9 protein-coding genes are annotated in these 8,630 nt (G+C 48.0%); 3 read left to right on the top strand and 6 right to left on the bottom strand.

Annotated elements, in window-relative coordinates:
• Positions 1 to 798 precede the first annotated feature (798 nt).
• Positions 799 to 2,109 carry a bifunctional UDP-N-acetylglucosamine diphosphorylase/glucosamine-1-phosphate N-acetyltransferase GlmU gene (glmU, locus tag AOG36_RS03345; RefSeq protein WP_015106443.1) on the bottom strand — a complete coding sequence of 437 codons (1,311 nt, stop codon included), beginning with the start codon at positions 2,107 to 2,109 and terminating at the stop codon, positions 799 to 801.
• Positions 2,110 to 2,208: 99 nt separating this feature from the next.
• On the opposite strand from glmU, the gene fliP reads away from it, so the two are divergent.
• Entirely contained in the window at positions 2,209 to 2,937 is a 729-nt protein-coding gene (gene fliP, locus AOG36_RS03350; RefSeq protein ID WP_231630310.1) for a flagellar type III secretion system pore protein FliP, read from the top strand.
• On the opposite strand, the gene AOG36_RS03355 is transcribed toward fliP, so the two are convergent.
• From AOG36_RS03355 to AOG36_RS03360, 3 genes are read right to left on the bottom strand one after another with little or no spacing between them, the layout of a single operon-like run.
• Positions 2,921 to 3,373 (bottom strand): DUF4149 domain-containing protein, encoded by a 453-nt coding sequence (locus tag AOG36_RS03355; protein WP_015106445.1) that lies wholly within the window; start codon positions 3,371 to 3,373, stop codon positions 2,921 to 2,923. The two genes, fliP and AOG36_RS03355, sit on opposite strands and share 17 nt — an antisense overlap.
• Positions 3,373 to 4,023, bottom strand: coding sequence for an outer membrane protein (locus AOG36_RS08205; protein WP_015106446.1), 651 nt, complete (start codon positions 4,021 to 4,023; stop codon positions 3,373 to 3,375). The genes AOG36_RS03355 and AOG36_RS08205 overlap by 1 nt, the downstream gene beginning before the upstream one ends.
• Positions 4,024 to 4,033: 10 nt before the next feature.
• On the bottom strand, positions 4,034 to 4,849 hold the full coding sequence (locus AOG36_RS03360) for a flagellar hook-basal body protein (RefSeq protein WP_015106447.1): 816 nt from the start codon (positions 4,847 to 4,849) through the stop codon (positions 4,034 to 4,036).
• 11 nt (positions 4,850 to 4,860) lie between these two features.
• Between AOG36_RS03360 and AOG36_RS03365 the strand changes: the two genes are divergently transcribed.
• The gene (locus AOG36_RS03365; RefSeq protein WP_053825479.1) at positions 4,861 to 5,484 is read left to right on the top strand and encodes a DedA family protein; all 624 of its coding nucleotides are present in this window, start codon (positions 4,861 to 4,863) and stop codon (positions 5,482 to 5,484) included.
• A gap of 49 nt (positions 5,485 to 5,533) precedes the next feature.
• Positions 5,534 to 5,719: a hypothetical protein gene (locus AOG36_RS03370; protein ID WP_015106449.1), complete on the top strand. Its 186-nt coding sequence runs from the start codon at positions 5,534 to 5,536 to the stop codon at positions 5,717 to 5,719.
• Here AOG36_RS03370 and AOG36_RS08985 read toward each other — a convergent pair whose 3' ends face one another.
• Both AOG36_RS08985 and AOG36_RS03380 read right to left on the bottom strand, forming a co-directional pair.
• Positions 5,720 to 8,107 carry a putative outer membrane protein gene (locus tag AOG36_RS08985; RefSeq protein ID WP_015106450.1) on the bottom strand — a complete coding sequence of 796 codons (2,388 nt, stop codon included), beginning with the start codon at positions 8,105 to 8,107 and terminating at the stop codon, positions 5,720 to 5,722.
• A gap of 33 nt (positions 8,108 to 8,140) precedes the next feature.
• Positions 8,141 to 8,630 (bottom strand): outer membrane beta-barrel protein (locus tag AOG36_RS03380; RefSeq protein ID WP_053825480.1); only part of this gene is annotated, 490 nt, incomplete at its 5' end.

Below are 8,630 nucleotides of genomic sequence, written 5' to 3' on the forward strand. Positions count from 1 at the left end.
TTTTGGGGGGGGTCAAGCTATGCCTAGTCCAATCTCGCTTGTATTTCCCGTGATCACGACCACCATGCACACTTCTTAAAAGTTCTAGAAATATGTTAGCGGATTTGGATGCGGAAAATGAGGTGTGGGTAGTTTGGCTAAAACCTCAAGCTGTTAAATTTTTACACAGACTACAAGCCCAATATTAAAAGTAGCCAAAATCCTACTAAAGAAGGGGTGGATGCCCATCTCCAGTGCTAGGCTTGCCCTTGGGTGGTGAATGTTAGCCAGCAGGCACTTCGCCTACTAAAGGCTGCGTGATCGCTAATTTTGATTTGTTATCTTGTTTAATAGAGATTATATGTTTCTCTTTCTCTCTTTAGCCCTATGTGTGTTTCCTACAATCTCTCGCTCTTTTATATGGCCACTAAATCCCAGAAAGTTAGGGTTTGTTGCTGTATTTCTAGTTTATCTGCCCTTATCAAAAGACATGCTTTGTTCTTTAGTTATTGGGGGCTTTTGCATATATGTTGGGCTCATGCAGCACAAATTGCAATGTCCTTTTAAAAATATTTATGAATGTTATTGCAAACAACTTGCTCAAAAACTTAAAGGTTGGTTGCCCTTTTACTGGCCCTTTTACTGTTTGTGTTGTATGTCTTTGGTGTCATTCGACTTAAAAATACCCGTTCTGTGGGGCGCGGTGTTGGAGATGGTGAGTTTTGAAGGTATGGGGTAGCTGTAGGGGGCTTGTGTTGTGGGTGGCTTAGGTTACCCGGTGGTGGGGGTTGTGGGGACTACAAGGGTTTTAGAGCACAACTAGGGTTTTTTGAAGAATTTAAAATACCCCCTGGGGATGGACACTTGGGGGGGACGCACGAGGACTAAATCCCCCTCTTGTATGGGCTCTGTGATGGTACTGCCCGCTGCGATCAGTACATTGTCGGGGATGTTTAAGGGGGCGATAAGTTGGCTGTCGCTGCCAATGAAGACATTATGCCCGATTTTGGTGTGGTGCTTAGCTCTACCATCGTAGTTGCAAGTGATGACTCCCGCCCCGACATTGCTGCCGCTGGCAATGCTGCAATCGCCAAGGTAGCTCAAATGCCCCGCCTTCACCCCATTTAAATAAGCACTCTTGGTTTCCACGAAGTTACCCACATGGCTATTTACAATCTTAGAGTTGGGGCGGATATGGGCGAGCGGCCCGATGCTGCTGTTTTCAATGTGGCTCGATTCGACCACACTATGCGCCCTGATGTGCGCCTCTTGCAAATAGCAATCCCCCGCCAAATGTACCCCCTGCTCGAGCACACAGCCCTCCCCAAAGCGCACCCCCTTTTCTAAATAGATGGTGTGGGGCATGTGCATACACACCCCCGCTTGCATGGCTTCATCGCGCAATTTCTCTAGCATTTTGCCCTCAGCAATGGCCAATTCGCGTTGTGAATTGACCCCTAAAAAGTCGTGGGCATTAACAAAAATCGGATCAAAGCGCACGCCCTTTTGCACACCAAGGCTCACAAGTTGGGTTAAGTAATACTCGGCTTGGGCGTTGTTTTGATCCAAGCGTGGTAAAAACTCTTGCAAGCACTCTTGGCTAAAGAGATACACCCCGGCATTTAGGGTATTTAAGGCTAGAATTTCTGCACTCGCGTCCTTTTCTTCTATAATGGCTTGCACTTGGTTGTTTTGCAAGCACACCCGTCCATACCCGCTTTTAGACTCTAAACTAAAGACCCCCAAAGCGTTAGATTCTTTACTCTCTACAAAGGGCAGCAACGCCTCTTTAGACACAAGGGGCATGTCGGCGTTGAGGACCAAAAGGCGGTTGTGGGCGGTTTTGAGCGGATTTTTGTCCTCTTGCATGAGTGCCCCCCCTGTGCCGGGGTATTGTGTAGCGTTTTGGAGGTGGATGGTTGGCCTGTTTTTAAAGTATTTTTCAATCACTTGAGAAATCAACTCGTGTTCGTGGTGCAAAATGACATGCACATCCTCGCTTAATTCAAAAGCCACTTCCAGCACATGCACTAACATTTCCTGTCCGCAAATTTTATGCAAGACTTTTGGCAACTTGGAGCGCATGCGCGTGCCCTTGCCCGCCGCTAAGATCACAACCGATACTGCCATTTTTTCCCTTTTTAGGCAATTTTAAAAACAAGCCTATTATACTTAAAAGCTTATCCCACACAAAAGGGCTTTTCCTTGCGTTTTTTCTTCTCTTGGGCTGTGCTTGCCTCTTGTGTGTTGTTTGCGGCCACGCTTAAAGACCCCGTGATCCCCACGATTAATTTATCCCTAAGTGCCCCCCACACGCCCACACAGTTGGTAACGACTCTAAATGTGGTGTTGGTGCTGACCCTCTTAGTGCTCGCCCCATCGCTCATTTTGGTGATGACCAGCTTTATCCGCCTAATTGTGGTGTTCTCATTTTTACGCACCGCTTTAGGCACACAACAAACCCCCCCCACGCAGATTTTGGTGTCTTTGGCATTGATTTTGACCTTTTTTATCATGGAGCCCGCCGCTAAAAAGAGTTATGACACCGCCATCAAGCCCTATTTAGCCGAAAAGATTTCTTACACTGAGGCCTTTGAAGTGGGCATTGTGCCTTTTAAAGAATTCATGTTGCAAAACACCCGTGAAAAGGACCTAGCCCTATTTTTTAGAATCCGCCATTTAGAAAACCCCAAAACCCCCAGTGCCGTGCCCTTAACAGTGCTGGTGCCGGCGTTTATGATCAGCGAGCTTAAAACCGGGTTTCAAATCGGCTTCTTGCTCTACTTGCCCTTTTTAGTCATTGACATGGTCGTGAGTTCCATTTTGATGGCGATGGGGATGATGATGTTGCCCCCCGTGATGATCTCCCTGCCCTTTAAAATCTTGGTGTTTATCTTGGTGGATGGGTTTAATCTCTTGGTAGAAAATTTAGTAGCGAGTTTCAAACACCTCTCTTAGACCTTAATAGTGCCCGCCACACAAAGGAGATTAATAAGAGAGCCAATAAGGCTTTAAACAAGGTTTCGCTATGCGCGTGCATGGCAGCAAACTCGGGGGTGGTGGTGGCGTTGGTGGCCTGGGCGTTTAAAATGTAGGGGGTGTAGTAGAAACTAAACAGGGCAATGAGTGCTGCCCCCGCTAGGTGGAAAAAGAGCAGCCCAGATTTATGCACTGCCCAAAGCACTAGCGCATCTAAAACCAGCGCGACCGCCAGCACATTTAAAAGGAAGTTGCCCCGTATAAAAATGCGCCCCATCAGCACCCCGGCGTTGTGTGGGTCTAGAATCTCGGGGGTTTTAAAAAGGATGGGCGCGACACACGCTCCAGAGAAGAGCACCATACCCACACCCACACCCAAAGCCAGCAACACCAGCACACGCCACAAGCGCAACATTAGAATAAGAAATAATAGGCGGCGGTGAATGCCCAATCACGTTTTAAGGACAGACTGAAGTCATTAAAAACACCACCGTCCACTCTACCCTGCACATGGGTAGCGAGCATGGGAATTTTTACACCCACTTCAAAGGCACTGTGTCTAGCGATCACCGCCCGAACGCCCACATTGACCATCCACTGAAAGCGCGTTGCCCCTCCCGGCCCATGCACCGCATACCAAGTGTTACCTCCCAGTGCCACGCCACCAAACACGCCTAGATTAGACTTTTCGCCATTAAAGAGGTTGATGAGTAAATCTGCCCCCACGCCATAGCCAGACAAATTAAAGGTGTTCTTGCCAAAGTTAGCGTTCCGATTCCACACCACCTTGCCAAAGTTAGTTAAACCCCAGTTGTAAAAGCCATAAAAGCGCAAGCCCACATAGCCCTTTTCCCCAAAGAGCAGATTATAGCCGACCCGTACGCCTACGCCCTGGGTGATGGCGGTGCGGTTCATACTATTGGGTTTTTTGCCACTGATACGGGCTTTAAAGGTCGAGCCGCCCACTTCATAAATGCCCCCGATGAAAAATGCGCTCTTTTCAGCGTGTAGCCCCCCCCCACAAGCCAATAAAGCAAGGGGTAGAAACTTTTTAGATAACTTCATCATGCGCTCCTTATACCCTTGCTGCTAGTTTGCTGATCGCCTCAGCGTGCATGTCGTCCATGTGGGTTCTCAACACTTTAGAATACATGTCCACGAGGCGGTTGGCTTCAATGAGGCGAGTCATTTCAATCACGGCATTGACATTGCTCTTTTCTAGGAAGTGTTGCCGGACAATAGGGGCGTTTAGCTCAGTGCGCTCGTCCATTTTATCCTGTGGGTAGGTGTAGAGATTGTCGCCTATTTTCTTTAAGAGCTTTTGGCTTTGGAAGGCCACCACGGCTAAAGCCCCCCCGGGCACTTCCTCGCCCCCTTGTCTAAAAAACATGTCCCCATTGGGCGACACGCTCACACTTGCCCCCGGGAGCATTTGTATCCCCGCCCCGCTTTCAATCCCCCCACGGCTCAAGACATGGTAGCCCTCTTTGGTGCTTAAAAAGCCTTGCGCATCGATGGTGAAACTGCCATCCCTAGTAAAAGCAATGCCCTGTGGGGTTTGCACCACAAAGTAGGCGTTAGGATCGCTTAGGGCAAAATCCAACTCGTTGTCGGTTTTTTGCATCGGCCCTAGGCTGTAATCGGTGTATCTCTCTGTGATGATGGGCACTCTGTTTAGGTTGCGGTTTAGATACTTGGCGGCTTGCTTGGTCTGATCGGGCAGGGGCAACTTGTCGCGGTAGTTCTGATAAAGGCGCAAAAAGTCGCCCACCACAACATCATCGCGTTTAAACCCTGCGGTGTTGAGATTAGCTAAATTGTTAGAGATCTGATCCAAGCGGTTGAACTCGGTAACCATGCCCCCCGTAGCTGCGTAATAGCCATTTGTCATGAGAAACTCCTATGTGGACTTTATGCTATTATACCCTAGAAAGATTTAAGCGAAGGATTGCGGTGGATTTAGCGCACTTTCAGGCCTTGTTTGACTCGTGGGGGTATTTGTTTCTCTTCGTCTATTCCTTTGGAAGCGGGTACATCGGGCTTGTGCTGGCGGCAATCCTAAGCGCTACAGGACATATGGATATTGGCAAAACCATGCTCGTGGCGGGGCTGGGTAATTTTGTAGGCAGCTCTTTATTGGTGTGGCTAGGACGCACGCAAAAGCAGGAAGTTAGGGGCTATTTACACAAACACCGTCGCAAGCTCGCCCTCATCCACCTTTGGATCCATAAATACGGGGCGTGGCTGATTTTCTTCAATAAATACATTTATGGGGTGAAAACCCTCGTACCTTTAGCCATCGGGCTTAGCAAGTTCCCCTTTAAGCAGTTTATGTGGCTCAATGCTTTATCTTGCGTGCTGTGGGCTTTAAGCCTGGGCGGGCTCACCTACCACGCCAGCAACTGGGTGCAACGCTCTTTAGGTAAGGGCAATGCCTACCCCTACCTCTTGCCCGTGTGTTTTATCGCGAGTCTAGTGGGGCTGTGGCTATGGATTGCGCAGATTTCCAAAAAGCCTCGTTGTTAGCGCATGGTTATTTCCCAAAGAATATAATGGCATCCTTAAAGGGGTTTGCATGAAAAAGAATGGGTTTTTTGGGTTAGTGGGTGTTTTGGTGCTTTTACTGAACATGGGTTGTGCCACAAGTGGCCAAAAGGCGGCAGATTGTGCGGGTAGCAAGCCCCCTACACAAAAAGGGCTAGCGCAAACAGCTCCACAAGATGAGTGTCCCAATACGGGTGAACCCAAACAAGTGGAATGACTAGAAAAAAGTCGTGAAGTTCATGAACAAATCTGCGCTTTTGTAGTTGTCCATGAGCTTTAAGCTATTGCCTCCAGAGCGCATGGTGCGCACATCATCGATGATGGGGATGTGTGTCCCTAGGCTCCATTTAAATTTATCCACCCGTATGCTAAAGCCAAAGGTGGCATCTAAATTGGCGTTGTGGCGTATCAGTGAGTCTCCAATAAAATTGGCGTTCCAAAAATTGACGATCCCTAGCAGTCCTGCAAAAAGCCCATAGGCTTGGATTTTGGCGCGCCCCACTTTGGGTTTTTTAATCTTGCTATAAAGGTTAAAAAGCAGGTTGCCCCCGATTCCCAAGCTATAGCGGTTTAAATCGGTCAGACTATTGCTGTCCACGCCCATATAAAGGTAGCGAAACCCAAAATAGCCGTAGTAAGACATGCCGATAAATGAGTTAAAATATTTTTGATACCCCCCCTGGGCTTGTAGCCCTAGTTGCATCGAGTTTTTCTGTAGATTTTTTGTGGTAAAAGTGAGCAAAGGGGGCTGGGGCTTGTTGACGGCAGGCAGGGGCGTGGCGTTGGTGCTGATTTTGGGTATGGGGGGCGCAGGGACGGGTTTAGGGATGGGGGGATTGGGCAGAGTGGGGACTTTATAGGCAGGATTGGAGGGTTGGGGGTTTTTGGCTTTAAAGTCGTTATAGGCATTGGTGGCGTTGCTGGCGGCTGTGATTGCGCTTGTCACGGTGGGAAGCTGGGCTGATAGAGTGCTCTCCAACGCGCCGGTTTGGTTGCTCAAATATCCAAAATAACCCATAAACATCGCCTGCGCCCACCAGTTATACCCACACACCGCATAGCCTTGCGAAAAATCCAAACCTATGGCTGGCGAATCGTAGCAGTATTTTACATTGGGGCTATTCCACTTGGAAACCACTTCATTTTTTTGGGAAGCTGAGGGGGTCGCAGGGGGTCCATTGTATCCGCTAGCCCCGGGCACTAAACTCATCAGCCATATTGGGTTATCCACAAAGGTTTGGAGCATGTCGGGTACAAAAGTCTTGACATAGGCATCGACAAAGTTGGTAGCGGCACTAAAATCTCCCGTTAAAAGGTCATTATCGATCGAGCTATACAGCTTTGTGTTGGTAAAATTACCCACAAAATTAGCCGCGCCTACATAGCCATTCATGAGGTTAAAGAAATTTTGCATCCCTTGTTGGGCTTCCTGGGCACTCACACCACTACAGCCCCCTTTAGCGCAATCCGAGGGGCTGATCCAAACATCTTTAAGCTTGTCGAGATTAAACAAAGTCCCCCAAATCTCAGACATGCTCACCCCGGCTTTTTTGGCAGCTTCTTGAAAACTTTCCAAGTCTTGCGTTGTTCCTCCTTGGTAACCACAGGAGTGGATATTGCTTGCCGTGTTGTTCAAAATAATATCAAACACGCAGGTGTCGCCCGCATTGATATAGGGAACATGCGCAGAATTATTTAAGAAAAAAGTCTGCCCATTGGCGAAGTTGACCCATTGGTTGTGGAAGGCATGCCCGACTATCTTTGTGATATCCACAATTTGGTTTAAAGCATTCGTAACGGCACTGGTTTTGGCGTTTTTAAGCGTGTTAGCATTGTTTAAATAGTCGATGGCGATCTTTTGGCTAGCTTGGCCTAGCTTACTAATGTCCCCGCCAACAATGGAGGCAATTTGGTTGACTTCACTGGCCAAAGTCTGCAGGGCAGCGTTGGCTTGTTGGGGGGTAAGGGAAGAAATATTGCTGTTAGAATTGAGCGGCGCGGGTAGGCTCAAGGGCGTGTAGGAAATGCCTAAAGCTTGAGCCGCACTGGCGATTTGGCTGTTGAAGGAATTAAAGGTGTTGATCGCGTTTTCTAGGGCTTGCTTGTTTTGGCTATTGGACTCTGAGAGCTCTTTTTTATATTGAGCGATTTCTTGCTGGGCTTGAGTCACTAGGGCCTGGTTTTGGCTCTCATAAGTGCTGATGGTTTTGTTGAGGTACTGCTGGTAGGCAGCCACGCCATCGGCGATACTCGACACACTCTCTATATTTTGGGTGCGGATGGCTGTTTGGATTTGTTCGATGAGGCTAGCAGAAGAGGGCAAGTTAAGATTTTGTAAATCCTCAAGCAAGGTTTGCAAGGTCTGCATGGTTTGAGTCTTGTTGGCCTGTAAAGTGTTCATGGCATTTTGGTAGTCTTTTAGCTCTTCGTGGTAAGCGTTGATTTTTTGGATGTCGCTGCTGGGTTCTGTGTGGCTGCTCTCTAAAACATTGCCCCCGCCCGCATCCATGCCAAAGGAGAAAAACGCCCCGTCTAAATAGGAAGAATAGGGATGTGCATGGGCGATGAGGAAGCAAAGAAAATAGATTAGCCCGAGTTGTTTCATCTTATTGTCTTTTTGAGTAATGCCATTTAGATTCTAAAATATCTCCGTAAAGTTCATAAAAAGCGCAGCACTCTTGTAATTGTCTACAATTTTTAGCGACTCAGACCCCCCTGTTTCAAGAGGGGTTCTCACGGTGCGGATTTGGTTGATCAAGGGCATGTGGATGCCTATACTCCACTTGAATTGATCCACGCGCAGGCTCAAACCAAAGACAGCATTGATGTTGACATTGTTACGGATGTAGGCCGTGCTGCTACCGGAAAATTGCGCGCTCCAAATGTCGACCATGCCTAAAAGCCCTCCAAAAAGCCCGTAAGCTTGGATTTTAGGGCGTTTAGCCCTTGTTTTCTTGATCTTGCTATAGAGATTAAAGAGCATGTTAGCTCCAAAGCCCACTTGGTAGCGATCCACACTATCGACCCCACTTGAATCCCGGACAAAGGAGCTCATGTAAAGGTAGCGGTAACCCAAATAACCATAATAGGAAATGCCAAAAAAGGAGTTAAAATATTTTTGATACCCC

The sequence above is a fragment of the Helicobacter heilmannii genome (assembly GCF_001283065.1).
Classification (GTDB): domain Bacteria; phylum Campylobacterota; class Campylobacteria; order Campylobacterales; family Helicobacteraceae; genus Helicobacter; species Helicobacter heilmannii.

Bases quoted from the DNA above. Each gene is read 5' to 3' on its own strand.
- AOG36_RS08205 (WP_015106446.1), bottom strand. From the start codon at position 4,023: ATGAAGTTATCTAAAAAGTTTCTACCCCTTGCTTTATTGGCTTGTGGG.
- AOG36_RS08985 (WP_015106450.1), bottom strand. From the start codon at position 8,107: ATGAAACAACTCGGGCTAATCTATTTTCTTTGCTTCCTCATCGCCCAT.
- AOG36_RS03355 (WP_015106445.1), bottom strand. From the start codon at position 3,373: ATGTTGCGCTTGTGGCGTGTGCTGGTGTTGCTGGCTTTGGGTGTGGGT.
- glmU (WP_015106443.1), bottom strand. From the start codon at position 2,109: ATGGCAGTATCGGTTGTGATCTTAGCGGCGGGCAAGGGCACGCGCATG.
- AOG36_RS03365 (WP_053825479.1), top strand. From the start codon at position 4,861: ATGTGGACTTTATGCTATTATACCCTAGAAAGATTTAAGCGAAGGATT.
- AOG36_RS03370 (WP_015106449.1), top strand. From the start codon at position 5,534: ATGAAAAAGAATGGGTTTTTTGGGTTAGTGGGTGTTTTGGTGCTTTTA.
- AOG36_RS03360 (WP_015106447.1), bottom strand. From the start codon at position 4,849: ATGACAAATGGCTATTACGCAGCTACGGGGGGCATGGTTACCGAGTTC.